The following is a 22,583-nucleotide window of genomic DNA, read 5'->3' as shown; positions in this document are numbered from 1 at the left end:
AATGGTTTCCAGACCGCAGAACCCTATCCTATACCGGCGTTTCATTTACCGTCTATAAAGGTATAAAGAGGCGCTCGAAAACGGCTTGGCAGGATGTGGAAAAGAATTGCAGAAGGGAAAAGGGGCATTCAATCGCCCCGGGATATTATTTGCGGCCAAGTATGAAACCCAGCAAAAGACCGATAGTACCGATTGCGGCAAGTCCGACGAGCGGGTATTCACGGACTTGGTCTCGGGCGCCGGTGACCGCGTCGTTAAAGACTTCGGAGACCTTGGCGGTAGCCTGCCTAGCCGCGCCTTTGGCCTGTTGGTCAGGGGAATCCACCGCTTCGCCGAATTTTTTCTGCGCGGCGCCGGCAAGTCCTTCTGCTTTGTTTTTTGCAGAGTTGGCAAAATCATCGAATGCTTCGTCATTTGGTTTTGTAATGTCAGACATAACTATTCCTCTTTTTATTATTCACAAGAATAAGGATAGTTAAGATTAGCCAATTGTACTAATTGACAATATATCCGGGCCATGGAAGGATAAAAAAAACGGCCTAGTAAGAGAGGAAAAAAATAAATGGCTGATTACTCTTTGATTTATGAGCCTGATCCTCTACTGCGGGCCAAAGCCCTGGCGGTCACTGCCTTCGGGGCGGATTTGCAAGAGCTTGCGGATAATATGGCGCGGGTGATGCGCCAGGAAAAAGGGGTGGGATTGGCGGCACCCCAATTGGGCGTACTGCGGCGCGTGATCGTTGTGGAAGTGGCGCAGGCCATAGAGCGTGACGGTGATTCCATTGACCCGCTTCCCTTGACCGTGCTGATTAATCCGGAGATCTCACCGGTAGGGAATGATAAATCCGAGGGCTGGGAGGGATGTCTCAGTATTCCCGGTTATCGCGGCTATGTTGAGCGCTGGCAGCACATCGCCTATACGGCGCAGGATATCAATGGCCGCCCATTGCAAGGCCGGGCCAGCGGCTTTCATGCCCGTATCATTCAGCATGAAGTTGACCATTTAAACGGCATATTGTACACCGATCGAACTGACCGGATAGAAACCTTCGTTCGTCCCGAGTCCTGATCTACCACGAGGGAGTGTCATCTTCCGGAAGGGGGTAGCGTGACGTGTACGGTGGGAATCCCTCACCAAACGTCAATAACCTTTACGCGTTATGCTTAACCAGGAAGTGAAAAAGGATAAGTCCGACGGCAATCCAGAATGTGGCGGATATCAGGAAAACCGCAAGCCACGCCTTGCGCTTGAGTTCATGGTCGGTTTTGTTATCCATTAAGTCACCTGATGAGTCAGAAAGCCATACTGATTTATCGGTAACTGGCTGAAAAACCTTTAATGTGAAGGCAATTATGCCGATTTGAGGCAGAAAAAACCGTCCAAGGTAGGAGCCCAGACGGAGTTTGGAGGAATAACGCTCTCAGAGCCAACCTTGAGCATTATATAATTAGTATAGTAATAATTTCGCAATGTAACAAGTTTCAGTGTTCGCATAAAAAAAACCGCCAGAGCGGTTTGTTATCATAACAAAATGCTACAAAGGGACTCCGTATCAAGAGGTTTTCTCCTGACGGTATGTTTAAGGCTAGTTGAGCTAAGAATTACTAAACATATAATTGTTAATAAATTTAACAAAAGGCGAAAAAATGCCCGCACTAAGCCGAAAAAGTCAAAACAAAGATAATGACGACAAAAGCAATGGCGGCTGCGATTTCAAGATCTTCAATTGTCCATGTCTTGATTAAATACTTAATCTCGTTCATCGTCTCCCCCGCTTATCTGGTAAGGAGGGTGAGCGCTTTTGACCTGAAAAATTGTGACTCGCCGTTCAAATTCAACAGGACGCGAGCAGATGTGTTGTTTGCGCTTGGTCTCCTCAAACCATGGGGCAGAAGATAAGTGCTCCCCGGCATCAGCCTGGACCGCCGTGATTACCGTTAGTCGGCTGGTTCACTTGTCCCGGGTCGGGGCCGAGTTCATCGCTCCAAAACGCGTTGTTCCAACCGCAGCCGCTCAAGGCCACGCTTAGCGAGATAATGCTGAAAATCTTGATAAAACGTCGCATATAACCTCCAATAAATACACCAGAAGCGCCACGGTTAATTCGACAACTCTTCGGCCGCTAGATTCCCGAAAATTGTGGAGCCGCTCTTGGTGAGTATGAATATAGATCTGCAAAGATTCATTCAGAATTTTTTTCAACACATTGCTGTCAGTGCCATTAACGTCTTTTTGTTTGATCACACTGGCTGTGTCTTTAGAGTGGCTAATATGAATGGACTGAACATCTCTTTTTTCCAGTTTTGGCGGGGGCTAAGGTTGGATTGAATTTCTGGGGAAATAGCGATGATTAATATGAACTTTTAACGCAACTTTTCACCCAGATTACAGTAAGTAAAGATTTTCTGGTGATTTTCAATTCTACGGCTAATATTAGTTAAGCTAATGTCAGGCTGTAATTAAATGCCGCCGTTAGCGATAAGGCGCAGGGTTTTGCTTTAACTGAACTGCGATTCGACGATATCAAGTCTGGGATTATATGGAGATTTCAATATGATCGAAAATTCAACCACTACACCCGGAAATTACCACGAATCATTGGTTGAGCCGTTAAATGGCATTCCGCTGAAGCGTATTTCGTGGAGCGCCATTTTCGCAGGTGTCATTATTTCAATGGTAGTTTATTTACTGTTGTCCATATTAGGTACCGCCATCGGCGCCAGCACCATCGATCCGTTGAAAGAACAAAATCCCCTCGCGGGTTTAGGAACCGGCGCAGCCATCTGGACCGGCGCCAGTATGCTTATTTCCATCGCGGCGGGTGCTTACGCCAGCGGGCGTTTGGCGCAACGCGAAGGGGCGTTGCACGGTCTGTTGATGTTCGGCGTGAATACCTTGATTTGCGCCTGGTTCCTTATTGTGGTGGTCAATAGCGCCATGAGCGGCGCAATGAGTGTGGTGGGATCCGGATTACAGATTCTCGGCAAAGGAATATCCGCCGCCGCGCCGCCGGTCACTCAAATGGTTAAAGATAAACTCGGGGAAAATAATATTAACCTCGACAGTTTACAGAACCAAATCGAAACCACATTGCGCCAGACCGGTAAACCGGAACTACAGCCGGAGAATCTGCAAAATAAGGCACAGGGAGAAGCCGATAATGCTCAAAATCAGGCATCCGATACTGCCAAACATCCCCAGACCGCTGATACCGATGTGGCTAATTTTATTCAAGGCCTGATTCAGCGTAATCAAGATACCTTCCAGGCCGCCGACCGCGATGCGTTGAAAAATATCATCAAGGCGCGAACCGGTAAGAGCGATCAGGAAGCCGAGCAGATTGTCGACCAAACTGAAAAAAGCTATCAGCAGGCCCGTGCGCAATATGAACAGTTGAAACAACAGGCTGAGCAAAAGGCCCGTGAAGCGAGTGACAAGGCGGCGGCCGCTACCGCGAAAGCCAGCTGGTTCACCTTCTTTATGCTGATTGTCGAGGCCGTTCTGGCCGGCGCAATGGGCATGGTGGGACGTCGTACCCAGCCCAGTCCGGTAGTTGCTCAGCAGCGTCCGCTGTAAGTTTTCATCGCCACGACAAAGGGGGGAGATAACAATATCTCCCCCTAATGATTTTAGCTTTGAATAATGGGCAACAGGATGCTGTTTGTGGCGTGATCGATCTGTTCCGGCCCTCCGCGGGGCGGCCACAGTTTCAGGGAGTAATACTTCTCACGCAGCCTGGCGCGCTCTTCCAGTGATTCAAATGCCCAAAGATGTACGATGCGTGGTAAACCGTCCAGGGCATACATGTTGATAATAAGGTGCGAGGTATATTCCTCAGCGGGCCGCAGCGCTTTTTCCCAGGCGTCAATGGTGGGCTGAAGTCCGCCGGGTTTAAGGTAATAGGTGCGCAGCTCGAAATAATTTCCCGCAGTGAACGGTTTGACCTCCGGCAAGAACGGAAATTTTTTAAAGCTTTCCCTGGCTACCGTGATGCCTTGATTGTCCCCGGCAAATTCACCTGGTCCGGTCAATGCCCGTTCCCGGGCTTCAACATGCCGATTCAGGTCAGGATAGGCCCGCAACAGGATGACCTGAAAAAGATCGCCGATTTCTGTCCGCCATGCTCCCAGTAACTGACTTTCCCCGCTATTGTCACGGGCAGACTGAACGCATCGGTCCGCCGTTTGTTTCAGATTCAGTGCCGTCGCGCTGATTCGGCAGAGTTCATACATCATATGCGCCTCCCGTATTATAGGGTTCTGGTAAACTATCTTGCATTCAAAGTGAGCTCTTGCACTGCATGTATTGCACTTTATTTATTACACCGGGCGTGGTTATTTACCGCCATCCTCTTCAAAAAGCGCACGCAATTCTTCAGGTGGAATTTTACTGGATATATCCGACAGCAGGCCAAAGAGGGGATCCCATTCCTGAATATCAAGCCGCGCAATAAGATTTTCCCGGGCGAAGGGATCGCCGGCCACCAAGGCTTTTACCTCCTCTAACTGGTCTGTCCGAAAGATAAGAAAACCGGCGCGCAGGGGTGTCCCTTTCAGCGGACCCGAGGCAATGAGTTTCCCCTCATCGATCAGTTTTTTCAAATACAAGACATGTTCCATCACAAAGGTATTCCACTCCGGGCCATCAGGATGGTCCATTCTTACCACGTAGGTATTCATCGTTTCCTCTTTGCCATTGGCTTATCTTAAGTTTTAAAACATACTTCAAATTTCACTGTAATAACTCTTGCAGGTATTTAAAATGGTCCACCAGTAGATTGAGTAACAACCAGGAGTTGTTAATGCTGGATAAAATCACGGGCATGAAGGTTTTTGTCACGGCGGTGAAAGAGGGCTCTTTTGCCGCCGCGGCGGCAAAACTGGCAATATCGCCACAGATGATAGCGCGTCATGTGGCGACCCTTGAAACAGGACTGGGGGTTCGTTTGCTGAACCGTACCACCCGGAAACAAAGCCTGACCACCACGGGCATCGACTACTACAAGCGCTGCCTGCACATTCTCGGCGCGATAGAGGATGCCGAACGTATCGCCATGGATAACGCATTGCAGCCGTCGGGAACACTGCGGGTAAATGCGCCGGTGGCCTTTGGACGCTATGCGCTGATCCCTTTTGTGACTGATTTCTTGCAGCGCTACCGGGAAATCCGCATTGAGTTGACGCTTTCCGATGTGCTGACCGATCCGCTGGAGCAGGGATTTGATGCCGTCATCAGAATCGGGGCGCTCAGCAATGATTTGCGCCTGGTTGCCAGACCGCTGCCGCCATACCGTCTGGTGGTCTGCGCCGCGCCGTCTTATCTGGAGAAAAATGGCACCCCGGAGAGTCCGGTTGATCTTGCCAGGCATGAGTGCCTGGAGTTTTCACCCTGGCACGCGGGATTGACCCGTCATTGGACTTTCATCAGGGAGCAGGAAATGACGGATGTGGACGTCAATGGGCGCTTTGCGGTGAATGACTGGGGGGCGATGCTGGAAGCCGCTTTACATGGCGCCGGCATCCTTATCGGTTATGAGAAAGCGGTGCGGGAAAACATAAGCCGCGGGGAGTTGCTACCCGTTATGCCAGGCTATCATTTCATCGAAAGGCCCATGCATGTGCTTTATGGGGAAGAACGTTTCACTGACACGAAAGTGCGCTGCTTTATTGATGATCTTGGCAAATGGTTCCACCGGGCCCTTTAGCCACAGAATCCCGAATCATCAATTCCGCGATGAAGGTCTGACGCTTGTTGATTTCCCCGCCGTCCAGGATGTCGACGAGTTTATCAACGATGGCGGTGATCATTTCGGATACCGGGATGCGTACGCTGGATAACGCCGGCCGGCAATAAGGCGCCATGGGGATATCGTCAAAGCCCAGCAGGGAGACCTGATGGGGTACGTCGATACCGGCATCGCTCAGCGCTTTTAGCGCACCGATGGCCATATCATCATTGCTGGCCACCATTGCGCTGAAGGACACCTGTTTGTCGAGCAGGCTGCGCACCGCCGCGGCGCCGCTGGCGGGGGTCCATTTCCCCTGGTAAATGCGATCGTTGTTTAACGGGATACGATGCCGTTCGAGGGCCTCTTTATAACCGGACAGGCGCTGCAGCCCGGTGGGGGAATCCAGCGAGCCGGTAATAAACGCGATATCGTGATGGCCTTGCTCAATAAGATAATTCACCGCGCGGAAACTGGATTCTTTATGGTCGGTATAAATACAGTAGCTGTCATTTTTAAGCAGCTTGCGGTTAATCACCATGATGGGCTGTTTGTGCTGGTGAATAATCTCATCCAAGGCATCAATACTGATAAAACGCGGATAAATAATAATGGCGTCGCAGCGCAGATCCAATAAGAACTGGATCGCCGCCCGTTCCTCTTCGGCGCTGTGCTTGCCATCCGCCAAAATAAGCTGGCGACCGTGATCTTCCGTCATGCGCGCCACCTGGAACAGCAGTTCGCTGAAATAGGTGCCATGGTAAAGGGTGTTGGTCACCACCAGGCCGATGCTCTGCGATTTGCGGGTGGCGAGGTTGCGCGCCAGCAGATTGGGGCGATAGCCGCTCTCTTTGATGGCGTTGAATACGCGCTCTTTGGTGGCCGGACTGACATAACCGTTGCCTGACAATACCCGCGAAACCGTCGCTTTGGAAACACCCGCCTTGTGCGCCACTTCAAGCATTGTCGTCATATCGTCTCTTTCGCCATTTCGGGCATTGTCGTCATATCGTCTCTTTCGCCACTTCAGGCATTGTCGTCATATCGTCTCTTTCGCCACTTCAAGTATTGTCGTCATATCGTCTCTTATGCCACTTCAATTATTGTCGTCACAGGTATCGCTTGCAGCCGAAGACATGCGGCTCAGTTTACGTGATTTATGTCAGTGTTTCAGTACGCTCGTCATATCGACCCGTTTGCTGCATTCAGGGTACATTGCTTTTAGCGTACTGTTTTTTAAAGTAAAAATACAATCCAAGGTGCAGGTCGTTAATTTAGTGATTATGTTCACAAATTTAATATTTAGTGAATTTTTTCTATTGCCAATCTATAACTAATTAATCATTATTTTGTGAAACCGGTTTCTTATCTGAAACATTTCATATTGAATCTTTCATCGAGAAATCTCCTGCCACTGCGAGATAACAATTCAATGGCGAAGAACTACGCAGCAACCGCAAAATCCATTATCGCTGCCCTTGGCGGTTTCAATAATATCGAGGCGTTAACCCACTGTATGACGCGCCTGCGTTTTGTGGTGAAGGATCAAAACCAGGTGGATGCCGCGGCGCTCAAGACCATTGACGGGGTGATGGGCGTGGTGCATAACCAGCGGCAGTGCCAGGTGATTATCGGCAACAACGTCGCGCTGGCCTACGCCGAGGTGCTCAAGCTCGGTCAGCCGGGCGGGAGCGGGCCGGCGGCTGGGCCGGAGAAAAAAAGCAAAATCACCCTGAAACGTATCGGCGCCGGCATACTTGATGCCTTGATCGGCACCATGTCGCCGCTGATTCCCGCCATTATCGGCGGCTCGATGGTCAAACTGCTGGCGATGATCCTGGATATGGCCGGGGTATTCGGCAAAGGTTCGTATACGCTGGCCATTCTGAATGTCATGGGGGACGGCGCTTTTTTCTTTCTGCCGATTATGGTGGCCGCCTCCGCCGCGGTGAAATTCAAAACCAACCTGTCGCTGGCGATAGCCATTGCCGGCGTACTGGTTCATCCGGCGTTTATCGATCTGATGGCCAAAGCGGCGCAGGGGCAGCCGGTGGAGTTCGCGTATATCCCGGTAACCGCGGTGAAATACACCTATACGGTGATCCCGGCGCTGTGCATGACCTGGATACTGTCTTATATCGAAAAAGGCATTGACCGCATTACGCCGGCGGTGACCAAAAATTTCCTGAAACCAATGCTTATCGTGCTGGTGGCCACCCCCATCGCCATTATTATCATCGGCCCGCTGGGTATCTGGATTGGCAGCGGCATTTCCGCGGTGGTCTATACCGTGCATAGCTATCTGGGCTGGCTGTCGGTGGCCATTATGGGGGCGCTGTGGCCGCTGCTGGTGATGACCGGCATGCACCGCGTTTTCACCCCGACCATTATCCAGACTATCGCGGAAACCGGCCGGGAGGGGATGGTCATGCCGTCGGAAATCGGCTCCAACCTGTCCCTGGGCGGCTCATCCCTGGCGGTGGCTTTTCGCACCAAGAATCGAGAGCTGCGTCAGACCGCGCTGGCGGCGGCCGCGTCGGCGATTATCGCCGGCATCTCCGAACCGGCGCTGTACGGGGTGGCGGTGCGTCTGAAGCGCCCGCTGGTTGCCTGTCTCATCAGCGGTTTTATTTGCGGTGCGGTGGCCGGCGTCGGCGGGTTGGCAAGCCATTCCATGGCGGCTCCCGGCCTGTTTACCAGCGTGCAGTTTTTTGACCCGGCCCATCCCATGAGCGTGGTCTGGGTGGTGGGCGTGATGATACTGGCGGTGGTGGTGTCTTTTATTACCACGCTGCTCCTCGGCTTTGAGGATATCCCCCAGAGCGAGCCTGCGCAGGCGCCCGCCAACCCACCGAGGACTGAATCGGAAGTGAATGCGCTGAAAGGCCACGCCTCCTGAGCCGGAACAGGCAAAACGCGAAATTGACCAAAAAGAGGTATTGCATGTCGGACAGCAGGTTTCCTGAGGGGTTTTTATGGGGGGGCGCCCTTGCGGCGAACCAGTGCGAAGGCGCGTATCGCGAAGGAGGAAAAGGCCTGGGGACGGTGGATGTCATTCCCCACGGTCCTCACCGCATGCCGGTAAAGCTGGGGCTGGAAAAGCGTTACACATTGCGCGAGGATGAGTTTTATCCCAGCCATGACGCCATCGATTTTTATCATCGTTATAAAGAAGACATCGCCCTGATGGCGGAGATGGGGTTCACCGTCTTTCGCACCTCCATCTCCTGGAGCCGTATCTATCCGAAGGGGGATGAACTGGCCCCCAATCAGGCCGGCATCGACTTTTATCGCGACCTGTTCCTTGAATGCCGTAAGTACGGGATCGAGCCGCTGGTCACCTTGAGTCATTTTGATGTGCCGATGCACCTGGTCATTGAGTATGGATCCTGGCGCAACCGGCGGATGGTGGAGTTTTTCACCCGTTATGCCCGCACCTGTTTTGAGGCTTTCAACGGGCTGGTGAAGTACTGGTTGACCTTTAACGAAATCAACATTCTGCTGCACAGCCCTTTTTCCGGGGCCGGATTGGTGTGCGAAGCGGGGGAAAATCCGGAGCAGATGAAATACCAGGCGGCCCATCATGAGCTGGTGGGCAGCGCCCTGGCGACCAAAATCGCCCATGAAGTCAACCCCGCCAATCAGGTGGGGTGCATGCTGGCGGGGGGCAATTTCTATCCTTATTCCTGTAAACCGGAAGATGTCTGGGCGGCGCTGGAAAAAGATCGGGAAAACCTGTTTTTTATCGATGTGCAGGCCCGCGGCGCCTATCCGGCCTATGCCGCCCGCCTGTTCCGGGAAAAAGGCGTCAGCATTGTGAGCGAAGAAGGGGATGCGGCGATTTTACGCCAATACAGCGTGGATTTTGTCTCTTTCAGCTATTACGCCTCCCGCTGTGCGGCCGCGGACATGAACGACCGCAACAGCAGCGCCGCCAACGTGGTGAAATCGCTGAAAAACCCTTATCTCGCCGCCAGTGAATGGGGCTGGGGCATTGATCCCCTGGGGCTGCGAATCACCATGAACATGATGTACGATCGTTACCAGAAACCGCTGTTTCTGGTGGAGAACGGCCTGGGCGCGCGGGATGCGTTCAACGATCAGGGGGAAATCATCGATGACTACCGCATCGGCTACCTGCGCGAGCATATCAGCGCCCTGGCCGATGCCATCGAAGACGGCGTTCCGGTGATGGGTTATGTCACCTGGGGCTGTATTGACCTGGTGTCCGCCTCCACCGGGGAGATGAGCAAGCGTTATGGCTTTGTGTATGTGGACCGGGACGATAGCGGCCACGGCACCCTGGCCCGCACCCGGAAAAAATCGTTTTACTGGTATAAAAAAGTCATCGCCTCCAATGGCGGCGATCTCACGTGATGCCGGCCCGCGGCAGTTTGCTGCCAGGCTGTCACCCTTTCAGCGCGCCCCTAAGGGCGCACGATAATCATTATTTAATGACGGACACCATGGCATCGCCACGGCCACCGTGACCACCGTGATGGCCATGCCACCAAGGACAACCATTCAAGGACACGGTGATTGCAATAATACCGATACACATTAGAAAACGTCGCATAGTTAACTCCTTTTAAAGGTAGTTCAAGTATTATCCATAAAGCGGATTAATCAATGCGACCCGCTTTTTTATTAAAGAATTGTAACGTGACCAGCGGCAACAAGCCGCGCGGATGTCCGATATAATCTTCATTCAACGGCGGATTTACTCGAGACATCGGCCTCCACGTCATCACTCTCCTCGCGGTTTTGCAGGTAATGATAAACCGCATATTGCCCGCGCACCTTGCGCCGCCCGCCACGGGGGACATAGCCGTTACTCATGTCCTTATCCAGGATGCGCGCCTTTACCGTGTCGCTGAACAGCAGGTCGAGAATATCGCTCACTTGGTTGCGCAATTCTTCACTGAGCAGCTCCACGCCCACCTCGATACGGTTATCGATATTGCGGGTCATCCAGTCGGCGGAGGAGAGGAACAGCCTGGGAACGCCTTTATTCTGGAACTGATAGACCCGGTCATGTTCAAGGAATCGGTCGAGGATGCTGATCACCCGGATAGAGTCGCTGACCCCCGGCAAGCCCGGCACCAGAGTGCACATGCCGCGCACCAGCAGGCTGATGGGCACGCCGGCGGCGGAGGCGGCATACAGCCGCTCTATCAGTCCGGTGTCCACCAGGTTATTGACTTTGAGCCGGATCCCCGACGGCAGGCCGGCGGCGGCGGCGGCTATTTCGGCATCGATTAATCGGTACAACCGAATGCGGGCATTTAACGGGGAAACGATAAGCCAGTTGAATTTCACCCGCCGGTAGGGGTTCTCGATAAAACTGAACACCTGTCGCACCTCGTTGGTGATGCGTTCATCTTTGGTTAGCAGCGCATAATCCGTATACAGCCGGGCGGTGTTTTCATTAAAATTCCCGGTGCCCAGATGGGCGTAGCGCACCAGCTTGCCGGCCTCGAGTCGGCTGATTAAAAACAGCTTGGAATGGATTTTCAGCCCCGGTACCGAAAAAATGACCTGCACGCCGGCGCTTTTCAGCCGCCGCGACCATTCCAGATTGGCCGCTTCATCAAAGCGGGCCTGGAGTTCCACTACCACCGTCACCTTTTTGCCGTTGCTGGCGGCGTGGATCATGGCGTCCATGACCCGGGAATGCCGCGCGACCCGATAGATATTAATTCGGATGGTCACCACAAACGGATCGAACGAGGCATGTCGCAGGATCTCAAGGGTGTGTTCAAAGGTATGGTAAGGGTAATACAGTAGAATATCCCGCACGCTGATGGCGTCGAACATATTGCGGTAGCCGGCGAAATGCGGGTGCTGCAACGCGGGCAAGGGTTCATTCACCAGCCGCCGTTTCCCCATATCGGGAAAGCGGATGAAGTCGCGGAAATTGTGATACCGCCCACCCGCGATCACCGAGTCGTGATCTTCAATGCCCAGTTTGTCATACAGCATCTTGAGCATATTCGGCGGCATATCGCGCTGATAGGTCAGGCGCACCGGTTCCGCCTTGAGACGCTGCCTGAGTCCGGAAGACATCATTTCGGGCAGGCTGGTGTCGGTCTCCATGGACAGATCGAATTCCGCATCCCGGGTCATTTTCATCGAATAGGCTTGAACAGTATCGTAATCGAAGAAAACGCCGAAAATATCGTCCAGGCACAGGCGCATTACGTTATCCAGCAGAATAAGCGGCTTGCGGCGCCGCGAGCCGGGATCGGCAGGCAGGGAAATAAAGCGCGATGTCTTGTCGGAGGGAATTTCCAGCATGGCATAGCGCACCGACGAACCCTGGATCATCTCCACCACCAGGTAGGTATATTCATCCCGCAGAAAGGTCACCAGACTGGTGTCGGGTTCTATCAATATCGGGAAAAGCAGCGTTCGCAGCGATTGGCGAAAATAGCCTTTCAACCAGTGGCTTTGCGCTTCGGAAATCTGGCTTTCATTCAGCAGGTATATCTGGTTGCGCGCCAGCTCGCGAAGCAGGTCATTATATAACGCGTCGAACTTTTCATTACTTTGCCGGATACGTTGTTGCACTTCGTTTAAAAGCCATATATCGGTATCCACCTCAAGGGCCTCGCTGATGAGCCGCCGCCGCCGCAAATCGGCAAAGCGAACCTTATAAAACTCATCGCGATTGCTGGAATAAATGCCTAAAAAACGTATGCGCTCCACCAGCGGATTGCTGGCATCCTCGGCTTCCTGTAGCACCCGTTCATTAAAGGCGAGCCAGCTTAACTCCTTGTCCATATGAATGTTATGGGGCACGGTAACTCCTTGTATATACCCTTCAGCGTGAAATCTATTGGGTATAACAGACAATAATCATGGCTTAGTATGGGAGCTGTTGATGACAAATATTCGTGCCTGAGCTCAGATAAAGAGAATTTTTTCCCTTGAGGCGTCAGAAAGACGTTTTGGGCAAGGACGTTGTCATCACGGCTTTCTTGCCTATCCGGCGCGTGATTCGGCTCTTTCGTGGGCACGGTTCAATAAATGGCCAGACGCACCACTTCAACCACCACGCCCCAATCCTTGGCTGTCGCTGCGTCCAGCTCCTGCCGGGTGAGCAGGAAATAATAGCCGCGTATGCTGCCGATGATTTCCGGTTAAAGCAGATTGACGCCATCGCCTGGCACGATGCCGAATTCAAAATGGGGCGTATCCTGAAATTCCCCACGGGAGGGTAGGTCAATAAATTGGTCAATCCTGTATTTGAAGCTGATTAATGAATTGTCGGCTTAAAGTTTATTGGATAATTGCCATATTGTTTATGGGCAAATGTACAGGAACCTCAGCACCAAATGACCTAAAGAACCCGGTGGAATTGCCGATAGCTATGCTGAGCATATTTCTCACGTATTACACATTTGGAATAAGTGAATTTATATATGGAAAGTCATTATGATCAATATAAAAAGTAAAATAAACAGCATTAAATTATCCCATAAACTTTACTTAGGCTTTGGCATCATTTTACTGCTGGTGGTTATCTCATCAGGTCTGAGCGTCCAGCGGTTTAAGTCGATACGTGATATTTATGAAAAAACCAATTTAATTTATAATATAAATATTGATGTTTTTCAGGTTAAAGTCAATCGCGTTAAATATCTCTATTCATCCGATGACAGCGTGCGCAAAGTGATGGCCGGGTTTATCGATCACGCCACCACGCTGACCCACCAAGCACAGGCGTTGCCGTGGGATCAAAGTTCCCGCGCCAATCTGGATGATATTGCCCGCTATCTCGGTGATTTCCATCGATCGCTGGAAAATATGAGCGTTTACGCAAAAAAAATGGTTGGGATTAAAGCTCAATTAAACGATCTGTATAATGAGAATGCCCTTGAGCCCTTTAGAACCGCCTTGCTCAGCCAGACGCTGAATGCGGATCAGGAAAATAAGCTGAACGACTTCGCTTTATCCTTTATCGAAATGAAAGAAAGCACCTACAATCTGCAGCTGAACGGCAGCGACGATGCCTTGGCGCTGCTGCAGAAAAACTATGCCGCAGATGAGAAAAAATACCACGATTTGGCCGCCAGCTTAACCCCGGAACAAAAACCGCGGCTTGATACCCTATGGGGCTATTTTGGTCGATATAACGATCTCAGCGAAACTTATTATACTAATTTTAAAAATTTAAATGCGGCGGAAAACGATGTTAAGACCGCCGGTGATAAGAGCAGTGCCGCGGTTAAAGTGATCATTAATACCGTGCAGGCAAAAAATGATGCTCTGGCCTATGGCTCTGCGAGTATTACTATTATTATTGGATTAATCGCGGTCATTTTTGGCATTGTGGTTTCCTGGTATATCACCCGACAAATCACCCGTCCGGTACTGCGCAACCTGGCGGTTTCCGAGCGCATCGCCGATGGCGATCTCAGCGGGTCCATAACAACCGATCGTAATGATGAGCTGGGCCAGCTCACCGCCTCCATGGCGCGCATGAATGCCAAACTGCGCACGATTATTTCCGATGTGCGTGACTGCGTCGGCACCGTCGCCTTGTCGGCGGCTAAAATCGCCACGGGCAATAACGATCTTTCCTCGCGCACCGAGCAGCAGAGCGCCGCCGTGGTGGAGACAGCCGCCAGCATGGAGGAGCTGACTTCGACGGTGAAAAACAATGCCGACAACGCCAAACATGCCAGCCAAATCGCCGGTGAAGCCACTCAAAATGCCCATCAGGGCGGTGAAGTGATGAAAAACGTGGTCAAGACCATGGACGATATTTCATCGAGTTCAAAGAAAATCAGCGATATCACCGCGGTCATCAACAGCATTGCTTTCCAGACCAACATCCTGGCGCTTAACGCGGCAGTGGAAGCCGCGCGTGCCGGTGAACAGGGGCGCGGATTCGCGGTGGTGGCCAGCGAAGTGCGCAGTCTGTCGCAGCGCAGCTCCCAGGCGGCGAAAGAGATAGCCACGCTCATCGGGGAATCCGTTTCACGCATTGACGCGGGTTCCGCGCTGGTGGCCCAGGCCGGCGATACCATGCAACAGATTGTCGCCTCGGTAACGCGGGTCAATGACATCATGGGCGAGATTTCGTCGGCCTCGGAAGAGCAAAGCCACGGTATTGAACAAATCGCCCGTGCCATCGGCGAGCTGGATAGCACGACCCAACAGAACGCCGCCCTGGTGACCGAGTCCTCCATTGCCGCCGGCACGCTTGAAGATCAATCGGCGGTACTGGAAAAACTGGTGGCCAGCTTTATTTTATAATGGCCGCCCTTTCAGAGCGTAAAGTCGCCGGAGCGGCTTTGCGCTTCGGGCGCTGGAATAGGGCGATACTGGTGTCCTACAGAATCATATTTTTGTACAAAAATGGGCTTCGGCAAGCTCACTTTTGACCCCATTTTAAGAAATACAGGTGTATCAAATTATCAAGCTTAAAATTGATGTAATCGCCGTCATTTTTTTTGACAGGAGGTAACTCACTAAAAATGAATAAGTATAATGGTTTCAGTGGTTTAGCCATAGCGATCTTGTTTAATGTTTCTCTGGAAGTTCTTTGATAATCAGAATGATCGACAAGGCGTTCAGGTATAAAGAAAGAGGGTTTACATTTCAGTTTTCCTATGCGCATTTCATTATCGAAACGGACGAGATAATAATTTTTCTTAATATAAAGCCAGGCTTTACCAAAATAAACCCTCGGTTCATCCAAATATTCATCCAGATTTTTTTTATCACTGATCTTGATAAAAAAATCTCTAAGATGGAGATTTCCCTCGACAGTATTAAGGATTAAATTTTCTTTGGCTATAAACGCTTCCACGAGTCCGGATAAACGCTTTCGGGAGTGGCGGCGTTTGCTGTTTTCATCATCATCTTCCTTATCGGCCCGTTTACCTCGTTTTGTTGAATCTTTATCCTTCTCGGTAGCGAGGATATCATGCGTGACGCGCTTATTCGGAGCAGATAAATCAAGGTCGACAATATCTTCGCGTATAAACGGAAGGGCTTCTGGATCAGTTTTTGAGTTTTGGATTCGGCGAAATTCTTCATCAGATTGCTCTTCCAAGGGGCATCCCTGGGCGTGTTCGGAGACAAATTTAAAGTAAGGCTCTCGTTTGCGCAGGCGTCTGGGCTTGTCAAGATTGGCGCATGTCACTTGAGCATGACAGTTCGGCCCGGGACATTCGAAAAGGTGCTTAGATAAGAGAATCCCCTGAGCATATAACCTGTCCGCTTGTTCCGCCGAGATCTCTCTATTAAGCGACAGACTTAATGCCTGCTCTAATTTCATTACTCCTCCTATTTCAAGTTTGGAATTTTTCTTGTTTCGATAGCACTTTGGCTTGGGTCAGCATAATGGTTCCCGATTCCGTTGAATGTAAGCATAAAGCGCGATGGCTTTTCGCTCTAAGCAAAGACAGAGCAGGGTTTTGGATTGCCATGATGCAGCATTAAACACCCACCGGAACCTCGGCTTCCTGTGTTGCTACCAATGAAGGCAGTCGCGACAGCAACGCATATGCAACATTGAAATAGTTACAGCTAGACCAGATGTCCGGATCGCCTATGATATAGATTCGCTTTTGTGCACGGGTCACCGCGACGTTCAACAGATTAGGTTTTGAAGACGCCCACTTTGCCGCACCACGGCTTTCATCGGACAGTCCAAGAACAAAAATAACATTCTTTTCTTCTTTCCCTTGAAAGGTATGAACGGTGCCGATGCGATCCCTTAACCATTTATCGCCCCCGTCAACACCCGTCAGCTCCTCTTTCAAAAAGTGCCTCAGTCTATTTTTAACTTGTTTGAACGGCGTGATGATGTAAGCATCCGGTAACTTTTGATAACGATCGATATACGCCTGGAGTAAGTGCAGAACATGCCGGGCCTGTGCGGGAACAAAATGTTTTCCTTCCGTTTTTCCCCGGACATCGAACCAGCAACTCGGCCCCCAAATAAAATTTTCGTCACTCACTATATCATCCCGGCCGTGCAGCATTTTGTTGTTGTAGGCAATGGCATTTGCAATGCTGAACATCGGCTCATCGCAACGACGGTGAACACGTAACGGACTTCCCAGCCAGGTTCCTTTAGCAATCTGATAAGTACCGTACGGGTTCGCTCGGTCAGCCAGGTTTTGAACTGATTGCACCGTTGGAGACCAGAGGAGCCATTGCTTGCCAAACTCACGCCGTGCGATGGCCTCGACGAAAGTCGGAGGAACGGTGAACACCGGTTCTATTTGTAGCGGATCTCCCACGACGACTGCACGTTTTGCTCGCCAAAGCGCGCCGGCAGCTTGCTGTGGTGTGGCCTGGCCCGCTTCATCAATAAACAGCCAGCCGATGTCTCCAGACCCCAACGCGGCGAACTGGCGTGCCACGGAGGCAAAGGTGGAAGAGATGACGGGCACTATCATAAACAGTAAATGCCATAACGCTTTGGCGGCTTTTGGGTCTGCCACTACTCCGTTTATGGCGTGCATGAGAGCAAATATTGATTGCGACAGATAGCTCTCTTTGTAGGCAGTGGCAAGCCATGCCTGATGCAGGTCAAGAGCTTTGACCATAAGATGAGTGCGAGCTTCATTCAGTATTGGACATTGGCCGAAGGCCGTACGCTGAATGGCAGCTGCTTCAAGGTCGGTTTCCCATGTCGGGAAAATAACGCCCGCATACTTTTCTTTAAGCGCCGCGCAGGAACGCTGTTCATCAATCCACGCCGAATGGAGAAGTTCCCATTTATTAAACTCGATTTTGTATTGAGCTTCAGCTGTATTTTGACGCAGGTTTAAGCCCTTGATAATTGAATGTGCACGGCACCATTGACGGATATTTATGAACCGCCATGCGGGTTTATTTTCTCGCCGCTTTGCCAAACGGGCATCCAGTCTGAGAAGACGAGCGTGTTTTTGTTCCGATTTGCGTTTTTGTAGCCAACACTGCCCTTCATGCTCGGCCAATGTTTCAAGTTTAGATAACTCTTTTAGCCGTTCTTGATACTCAGTTTTGGCTTTGATAAAGGCTGATTTTGCATCGGAGAATGAGGGAACGGCTAAATTTTTATCTTTAATAGCGTCTGCCAGGGTAGCGTAGTCATCGGCGGGGGGAGTGGCAAAGCAGTCTTTCATTGTGTGGTAAAACACTCGACCTCCAAAAATATCCCGATTTTCTTGTTTGCCCAGTGCAGCGGCAATCAACCCCCAACACTCCGTTTCTTTCGTTAGTGGCTCGATTTTTCTTTTTTTCCCCTCGGCCTTTTCCTCTGAGTGCTCATGCTCTTTCAACGGCCTATCCACCGCAGCCAGCTTTTGTGCGACAGGTTTTAGATAGTTGATGCCTTCCCAGGATTTACCGAGACTTTTCAGCTGAGGCAATTCTTGGGATATATTCTCCACGGCCGCGTTATTGCTGGAAACCACCACCATTTCAAAACCTGTCAGCATCGGCGACAGACATTTCACGTTATAGAGTTTATTGCCCAATGTAATGGTTATTTCGCCGCTAAAAGCATCGCTGGCGTTGTCAAGACCGGCCAATACCCCAGCGCGTTTCACTAGATTACCGGCGATAAGATCGCGAAGCATGGTTGTTTTACCCGTCCCCGGAGGCCCGTTGACGGAATAGAGACCGCAGTGCGCTAATTCTTCTTCGATATTATTAATTGCAAACTGTTGCATCAGGCTCATCCCATGCGCTGTTTCTGCCGGCCAGCGCCCGGCGGGGAGTTTGCTTAACCGAAGCATCTTTATGAGGATAGGTTTTCCTTCGGGAGCCAGCAGGTCCGGCTGCTTTTCTCCTTCACCGCAAAGATAACGCCCTAAAGGCGAACAGAGATCTATCCCTTCTTTTTTTATATCTTTAATAACTCGTTCGATATCTCGAATATAAAAGCTATTTAGAATAGTAATTTTATTATTTTCATAGGGTTCAGTAATTTCATTTTTAGCCGTGATCGGTTTTTCGGTGTTTAGTTTGTGAAATTCTTTTTTTGTGATAATTTCCGGTAATCGGCTTAGGTGATAGAGTGAATCAAGCTTCAATTCAATTTTTTCTTGGAGTTGGCCCTTTACTTTAGGCTTAGCCTCGGTGAGCTTTACGTAAAGGGCGGGTGTTGAGATTTCAGGGATAAAATCGGTCCATGCCGCCATGGATTTTAAAAACTCAATAATTTCGTATCCTGTCAATACCGGCTGTAATCCATGCTGCTGCTTCAAATTGCCAGCCACCATCATGACTTCCAGAAAACGCTGGCGTACATTTTCCGTCTCAACCTCATAATTATCCAACGAGATGTTTTCCAACCCGCTTTTTTCAAGTTGTCCCAGGGCCCAGGTGACGGTGGAGAACTCGAAGCTTTCGCCATCAGCATGCCCATCTTGATCGACAAAGAGCGTAATTGAACACGTCCGCCCTTCGTCTTGGTTTTGTTCCTGTTTGTCGTTGGCGAGTTCCGGATAGGCTCGTTTCGCCCGATCAAAGATTTCGTTACGATCAAAAATGCCGAAATAGAGCTTGTAATTGTATTTCTTGGAAGGCAAATAATTCTTCCCCGCGCGTCTGATTTGCTCGGGATCAATCCATGGAAGGCAAGCGGGCTGCTGTAACTGCTCGGCGGTGTATCTCAGGACGCCTTCAGCCCCATCTTCCAGGTCCTTGATATCGGTGGATTCAAAGAATTCAATCTTGTGCCAGTAATCCAATACCTGTAATGCCCCATCGATTGTGCTGCTCAATAAGGCGTCGTTGTTATGTTTATCATCCATTGAGTTAAGCTGCCCTTGGCGGAAAATGTAGAAAATCTATCTCATAGTAACTCTATAGGTGAAAGGCGTTCAATGGTAAAAATAGGGACTAACTAACTTATTTATAAGGTAATGATCTAAAGTTTTCCATTAAATGTTAAATGATTATCCGCCGGTGGAGAAAGCCGGCCAAACTGATAACAAATGCTCAAAATTCACATTAGGCGAGGCCGGCCTCCCCTTCATGTAGCGGCGCATAGTGGCGCACATCGCGGTCAATCTCATCACGTATCGAAAAACTTCCGCACGAAAGTTTCGTAATCCTCATCCAGCATTGTCGTTAGGTTCGAGGCATAACGCCTATAGCGAAAATGAGATCACGATCAAATATAAATTAGATTCATTACTGTATCGTTTTACTAAATCGATACAGTCATCCGCTAAAAGTGAGCTGCTTATGGATAACTAAAAATGATTTTTGAAAAAAATTGCTAAAAATTAATTTTATCTTTGATCTAAAAGTCGAAGCGGGTGCCTATTCCCGGAAAAATCTATTTATAAGGGTAAGCATGAAAATAAGAAACTTAAGATGGTTCATCGTAATGCTGATGGCGTTCGGTGTCGTTTTAAATTATATCGACCGTAATGCGTTAGCGGTCGCGGCCTCAACAATTAAACAAGATCTGAATATTACCACACAGCAATATTCTTATATCATAGCTACGTTTCAAGCCTGCTATGCCATTATGCAACCCATTGCCGGGATAGTCATTGATTCGCTGGGGGTAAAGATCGGTTTGGCGATATTTGCCATCGCCTGGTCTGTTATAAGTCTGGCTCACGGTTTTACCCATGGCTGGCTTTCGCTCGCTTTTCTTCGCGGTGCGCTGGGATTGAGCGAATCGGCGATTATCCCTTCCGGCGTCAAAGCCGTGCAGGAATGGTTTCCCGCCAGAGAACGTTCCATTGCCACCGGCTGGTTCAACGTCGGCACATCGTTGGGGGGCGCGGTGGCACCTCCCGTTATGGTTGTTCTGATCCTGTCTTATAACTGGCGTATCGCGTTCTTTATCATCGGTTCACTGGGTATACTCTGGTCCCTGGCTTTCTTCCTGTTGTACCGCAAGCCCGAACAAGCCAGTGCCCTGACCGAGGATGAAAAGAACTACATCCTGGCGGGACAGGAACCGGATAAGCGCCTTGATTATCCCAAGCCGAGCTGGAAAGACATCCTGACCTGCCGGCAATGGTGGGCATTGGCCATACCGCGTTTTCTGGCCGAGCCGGCACAGGGGACCTATAACTTCTGGATCCCGCTTTATCTCATGACGGTCAGGGGGCTGGACATTAAACAGGTGGCCATGACGGCGTGGGTCCCGTTTGTGTGCGCCGATTTGGGTTGTATCGTGGGGGGCTATCTGGCGCCGTTCTATCAGCGGATTTTCCGGATATCCCTGATAACCTCGCGCAAACTGGTGGTTTGCACGGCGGCGGTTCTTATGACGGCTCCCGCTTTTATCGGCATGGCGGACAATATCATTGTCGTGGTCATGCTGCTGGGCATGGTGGGGTTCGCCCATCAGATGCTGGTAGTAGGCGGCATCTTGCCACTCAATACCGATGTTTTCGGGCATAAAGAGGTAGCAACCGCCAGCGGATTGAATGGCGGCTTGGGCTGGCTTGGAACCACCCTTTTTACACTTGTGGTCGGCGCCTTGGTGACAACCATCGGTTATAACCCCATGTTTATTTCCATTGCCTGCTTTGATGTGTTGGCGGCGATTATATTATGGGTATTTCTGAAGGATCAACCCGCCAATTTGGGTACAAATAAAACTGAAGGAAAAATTTCCCCCATTATATCTCATTAGCCAATATATTAATAATTGAGAATGACGATGAACTTTAAAAGCAAAACATTTCTAATATCGCATATAAAAGATATTATGCAATTTTATGAGCCTCGATGCGTGGATCCTGCGGGCGGCTTTTATCATTGCTATATGAATAATGGCGAAGTCTATGATGCTAAGACGAGAACGCTGGTCGCTTCCTGCCGGTTTATTATTAACTATTGCCATGTTTATAAATTGTTTGGTGAGGATATTTATTACCAACGAATCATTCACGGACTGGATTTTTTACGCCAGCGCCATTTTAACCCGGATAATAAGGGGTATACCTGGCGTTTATCGGAACATCACCGCGCGGACAACGCCAACCACTGCTACGGTCTGGCGTTTGTTCTGCTTGCTTATGCCCGCGCCTGGCAGTGCGGTGTCCCTGAGGCCGAACGCTGGATGGAGGAAACCTGGCAGTTGATGGAACAACGCTTCTGGTTGCCCCTGGAAAGCAAGTACGCCAATGAAGCCGATGAATATTGGAACGTCAGTGATTATCGTGGCCAGAATGACAATATGCATGCCTGCGAGGCGCTGATCGCCTGCTTCGAAGCCAGCCATGACGACAAATACCTGCATCGGGCCATCCTGATCGCCGAGGGTATTACCGTGGTATTGGCCGATAAGTTGAACGGACAAATATGGGAGCACTATCATCGGGACTGGTCGTTGGATTTCGACTATGCCCGGGGAGAGAAGGAAAACAATATCCGACCCTGGGGCGTGCAAACCGGACATCAGACGGAGTGGGCGAAGCTGTTATTGATATTGTCCCGCCATTCGGAAAGAGACTGGTATTTACCCAGGGCGGAAGCGTTATTTAAAACGGCGGTTGAAAAAGGCTGGGACTCTCGGTTTGGCGGTTTGATTTATGGCTATGGCCCCGACGGCGGAATTTATGACACTGATAAATATTTTTGGGTTCAGGCGGAAAGTATCGCCGCCGCCGCACTGTTGGCTAAACGCAGCGGGCATGATTATTATTGGCAGTGGTACGACAGGCTGTGGGGCTATGCGTGGGACCATTTTGTGGATCATGAATATGGCGCCTGGTTCCGGGTTTTACGGGAGGATAATAGCCATTACGACCAGCGCAAGTCTTATAACAACAAAGCGGATTATCACACCCTAGGTGCCTGTGTGGAAGTGCTCCAGGATCTTTGAGAGCCATGTGAATTTGCCGCCTTGCTGTATCCGGGCGGCATTTTACC

At 50.4% G+C, this 22,583-nt stretch carries 17 protein-coding genes; 8 read left to right on the top strand and 9 right to left on the bottom strand.

Going from position 1 to position 22,583, the window contains the following annotated elements; translation table 11 throughout:
• Positions 1 to 145 precede the first annotated feature (145 nt).
• The gene (locus HB631_RS05320; protein ID WP_213990085.1) at positions 146 to 436 is read right to left on the bottom strand and encodes a CsbD family protein; all 291 of its coding nucleotides are present in this window, start codon (positions 434 to 436) and stop codon (positions 146 to 148) included.
• A gap of 126 nt (positions 437 to 562) precedes the next feature.
• On the opposite strand from HB631_RS05320, the gene def reads away from it, so the two are divergent.
• Positions 563 to 1,069: a peptide deformylase gene (gene def / locus HB631_RS05315; protein WP_213990084.1), complete on the top strand. Its 507-nt coding sequence runs from the start codon at positions 563 to 565 to the stop codon at positions 1,067 to 1,069.
• Between the two features lie 82 nt (positions 1,070 to 1,151).
• On the opposite strand, the gene HB631_RS05310 is transcribed toward def, so the two are convergent.
• Both HB631_RS05310 and HB631_RS05305 read right to left on the bottom strand, forming a co-directional pair.
• Positions 1,152 to 1,277: a YmiA family putative membrane protein gene (locus tag HB631_RS05310; protein ID WP_213990083.1), complete on the bottom strand. Its 126-nt coding sequence runs from the start codon at positions 1,275 to 1,277 to the stop codon at positions 1,152 to 1,154.
• Positions 1,278 to 1,913: 636 nt separating this feature from the next.
• A complete protein-coding gene (locus HB631_RS05305; RefSeq protein WP_213990082.1) occupies positions 1,914 to 2,066 on the bottom strand; it encodes a hypothetical protein in 153 nt (50 codons plus the stop codon).
• A gap of 488 nt (positions 2,067 to 2,554) precedes the next feature.
• On the opposite strand from HB631_RS05305, the gene HB631_RS05300 reads away from it, so the two are divergent.
• Complete coding sequence (locus HB631_RS05300; protein ID WP_255556817.1) at positions 2,555 to 3,577, top strand: hypothetical protein; 1,023 nt, start codon at positions 2,555 to 2,557, stop codon at positions 3,575 to 3,577.
• Between the two features lie 53 nt (positions 3,578 to 3,630).
• Here the strand turns inward: HB631_RS05300 and HB631_RS05295 are convergent, their stop codons facing one another.
• The gene (locus HB631_RS05295) at positions 3,631 to 4,236 is read right to left on the bottom strand and encodes an NIPSNAP family protein (RefSeq protein ID WP_213990081.1); all 606 of its coding nucleotides are present in this window, start codon (positions 4,234 to 4,236) and stop codon (positions 3,631 to 3,633) included.
• 99 nt (positions 4,237 to 4,335) lie between these two features.
• Positions 4,336 to 4,680, bottom strand: coding sequence for a YciI family protein (locus tag HB631_RS05290; RefSeq protein ID WP_213990080.1), 345 nt, complete (start codon positions 4,678 to 4,680; stop codon positions 4,336 to 4,338).
• 122 nt (positions 4,681 to 4,802) lie between these two features.
• Here HB631_RS05290 and HB631_RS05285 point away from each other — a divergent pair, with 122 nt between their 5' ends.
• A complete protein-coding gene (locus HB631_RS05285) occupies positions 4,803 to 5,705 on the top strand; it encodes a LysR family transcriptional regulator (RefSeq protein WP_213990079.1) in 903 nt (300 codons plus the stop codon).
• On the opposite strand, the gene HB631_RS05280 is transcribed toward HB631_RS05285, so the two are convergent.
• Positions 5,665 to 6,699, bottom strand: a complete 1,035-nt coding sequence (locus HB631_RS05280; RefSeq protein WP_213990078.1) for a LacI family DNA-binding transcriptional regulator — start codon at positions 6,697 to 6,699, stop codon at positions 5,665 to 5,667. The two genes, HB631_RS05285 and HB631_RS05280, sit on opposite strands and share 41 nt — an antisense overlap.
• A 459-nt stretch (positions 6,700 to 7,158) precedes the next feature.
• Between HB631_RS05280 and ascF the strand changes: the two genes are divergently transcribed.
• Together ascF and HB631_RS05270 are read left to right on the top strand one after the other, a co-directional pair.
• Positions 7,159 to 8,625 (top strand): PTS cellobiose/arbutin/salicin transporter subunit IIBC, encoded by a 1,467-nt coding sequence (ascF, locus tag HB631_RS05275; protein WP_213990077.1) that lies wholly within the window; start codon positions 7,159 to 7,161, stop codon positions 8,623 to 8,625.
• A 44-nt stretch (positions 8,626 to 8,669) separates the two neighbouring features.
• Positions 8,670 to 10,103, top strand: a complete 1,434-nt coding sequence (locus HB631_RS05270; RefSeq protein ID WP_213990076.1) for a 6-phospho-beta-glucosidase — start codon at positions 8,670 to 8,672, stop codon at positions 10,101 to 10,103.
• A 327-nt stretch (positions 10,104 to 10,430) separates the two neighbouring features.
• Here HB631_RS05270 and ppk1 read toward each other — a convergent pair whose 3' ends face one another.
• A complete protein-coding gene (ppk1, locus tag HB631_RS05265; protein ID WP_213990163.1) occupies positions 10,431 to 12,509 on the bottom strand; it encodes a polyphosphate kinase 1 in 2,079 nt (692 codons plus the stop codon).
• Positions 12,510 to 13,163: 654 nt separating this feature from the next.
• Here ppk1 and HB631_RS05260 point away from each other — a divergent pair.
• Entirely contained in the window at positions 13,164 to 14,990 is a 1,827-nt protein-coding gene (locus HB631_RS05260) for a methyl-accepting chemotaxis protein (RefSeq protein ID WP_213990075.1), read from the top strand.
• 118 nt (positions 14,991 to 15,108) lie between these two features.
• Here HB631_RS05260 and HB631_RS05255 read toward each other — a convergent pair whose 3' ends face one another.
• Both HB631_RS05255 and HB631_RS05250 read right to left on the bottom strand, forming a co-directional pair.
• The gene (locus HB631_RS05255) at positions 15,109 to 16,017 is read right to left on the bottom strand and encodes a hypothetical protein (RefSeq protein ID WP_213990074.1); all 909 of its coding nucleotides are present in this window, start codon (positions 16,015 to 16,017) and stop codon (positions 15,109 to 15,111) included.
• Between the two features lie 160 nt (positions 16,018 to 16,177).
• On the bottom strand, positions 16,178 to 19,492 hold the full coding sequence (locus HB631_RS05250) for a DEAD/DEAH box helicase (RefSeq protein ID WP_213990073.1): 3,315 nt from the start codon (positions 19,490 to 19,492) through the stop codon (positions 16,178 to 16,180).
• 548 nt (positions 19,493 to 20,040) lie between these two features.
• On the opposite strand from HB631_RS05250, the gene HB631_RS05245 reads away from it, so the two are divergent.
• Together HB631_RS05245 and HB631_RS05240 are read left to right on the top strand one after the other, a co-directional pair.
• Entirely contained in the window at positions 20,041 to 21,342 is a 1,302-nt protein-coding gene (locus HB631_RS05245) for an MFS transporter (RefSeq protein WP_213990072.1), read from the top strand.
• Positions 21,343 to 21,363: 21 nt separating this feature from the next.
• Entirely contained in the window at positions 21,364 to 22,536 is a 1,173-nt protein-coding gene (locus HB631_RS05240; RefSeq protein ID WP_345945689.1) for an AGE family epimerase/isomerase, read from the top strand.
• The last annotated feature ends 47 nt before the right edge of the window (positions 22,537 to 22,583 follow it).

This window comes from Sodalis sp. dw_96 (assembly GCF_018449575.1).
In the GTDB taxonomy this organism is placed as follows: Bacteria; Pseudomonadota; Gammaproteobacteria; order Enterobacterales; family Enterobacteriaceae; genus Acerihabitans.
The sequence above is the reverse complement of the archived record's forward strand: the minus strand, read 5'-3'. Positions and strand labels throughout refer to the sequence as shown.

Excerpts from the sequence above, each read along its gene's own strand:
- HB631_RS05240 (WP_345945689.1), top strand. The coding sequence starts at position 21,364 with ATGACGATGAACTTTAAAAGCAAAACATTTCTAATATCGCATATAAAA.
- HB631_RS05290 (WP_213990080.1), bottom strand. The coding sequence starts at position 4,680 with ATGAATACCTACGTGGTAAGAATGGACCATCCTGATGGCCCGGAGTGG.
- HB631_RS05295 (WP_213990081.1), bottom strand. The coding sequence starts at position 4,236 with ATGATGTATGAACTCTGCCGAATCAGCGCGACGGCACTGAATCTGAAA.
- ppk1 (WP_213990163.1), bottom strand. The coding sequence starts at position 12,509 with ATGGACAAGGAGTTAAGCTGGCTCGCCTTTAATGAACGGGTGCTACAG.
- HB631_RS05310 (WP_213990083.1), bottom strand. The coding sequence starts at position 1,277 with ATGGATAACAAAACCGACCATGAACTCAAGCGCAAGGCGTGGCTTGCG.
- HB631_RS05280 (WP_213990078.1), bottom strand. The coding sequence starts at position 6,699 with ATGACGACAATGCTTGAAGTGGCGCACAAGGCGGGTGTTTCCAAAGCG.
- HB631_RS05305 (WP_213990082.1), bottom strand. The coding sequence starts at position 2,066 with ATGCGACGTTTTATCAAGATTTTCAGCATTATCTCGCTAAGCGTGGCC.
- HB631_RS05285 (WP_213990079.1), top strand. The coding sequence starts at position 4,803 with ATGCTGGATAAAATCACGGGCATGAAGGTTTTTGTCACGGCGGTGAAA.
- HB631_RS05245 (WP_213990072.1), top strand. The coding sequence starts at position 20,041 with ATGAAAATAAGAAACTTAAGATGGTTCATCGTAATGCTGATGGCGTTC.
- HB631_RS05300 (WP_255556817.1), top strand. The coding sequence starts at position 2,555 with ATGATCGAAAATTCAACCACTACACCCGGAAATTACCACGAATCATTG.
- ascF (WP_213990077.1), top strand. The coding sequence starts at position 7,159 with ATGGCGAAGAACTACGCAGCAACCGCAAAATCCATTATCGCTGCCCTT.
- HB631_RS05255 (WP_213990074.1), bottom strand. The coding sequence starts at position 16,017 with ATGAAATTAGAGCAGGCATTAAGTCTGTCGCTTAATAGAGAGATCTCG.
- HB631_RS05260 (WP_213990075.1), top strand. The coding sequence starts at position 13,164 with ATGATCAATATAAAAAGTAAAATAAACAGCATTAAATTATCCCATAAA.
- HB631_RS05250 (WP_213990073.1), bottom strand. The coding sequence starts at position 19,492 with ATGGATGATAAACATAACAACGACGCCTTATTGAGCAGCACAATCGAT.
- def (WP_213990084.1), top strand. The coding sequence starts at position 563 with ATGGCTGATTACTCTTTGATTTATGAGCCTGATCCTCTACTGCGGGCC.
- HB631_RS05320 (WP_213990085.1), bottom strand. The coding sequence starts at position 436 with ATGTCTGACATTACAAAACCAAATGACGAAGCATTCGATGATTTTGCC.
- HB631_RS05270 (WP_213990076.1), top strand. The coding sequence starts at position 8,670 with ATGTCGGACAGCAGGTTTCCTGAGGGGTTTTTATGGGGGGGCGCCCTT.